General features: G+C 65.1%; 1 protein-coding gene. It reads left to right on the top strand.

The features are described from left to right. On the top strand, nucleotides 1-550 hold a 550-nt coding region (locus N0K08_RS23155; RefSeq protein WP_261502797.1), incomplete at both ends, for a YDG domain-containing protein.

Here is a 550-nt window from a genome sequence, read left to right as displayed (position 1 = left end):
GACATCAACGCCAAGGCCTTGACGGTCAGTGGCGTGACCGCGGGCAACAAGACTTATGACGGCACGACCGCCGCAGCGCTGTCGGGCGGCACGCTCAATGGCCTGGTGGGTTCGGAGACCTTGGTTCTGTCGGGCCAGACGGGTACTTTCGCGGACAAGAACGTCGCCGCCGGTCAGACCGTGACCGTGACTGGCGCCACATTGGGCAACGGCACGGGTCTGGCGAGCAATTACACGGTCAGCAACGCCACGGGCGTGACGGCCGACATCACGGCCAAGGCCTTGACGGTCAGCGGCGTGACCGCGGACAACAAGACCTATGACGGTACGACCGCCGCCACGCTCTCGGGCGGAACGCTCAATGGCCTGGTCGGTAACGAGACGCTGACCTTGACCGGTCAGTCGGGCGTCTTCAGCGATCAGAACGCGGGTGCCGGCAAGACGGTGACCGTGACTGGCGCCACATTGGGCAACGGCACGGGCCTGGCCAGCAATTACACGGTCAGCAACGCCACGGGCGTGACGGCCGATATCAACGCCAAGGCCTTGA

This window comes from Acidovorax bellezanensis (assembly GCF_025421555.1).
Taxonomy (GTDB): domain Bacteria; phylum Pseudomonadota; class Gammaproteobacteria; order Burkholderiales; family Burkholderiaceae_C; genus Comamonas; species Comamonas bellezanensis.
This window is presented reverse-complemented; position numbering and strand designations above follow the sequence as displayed.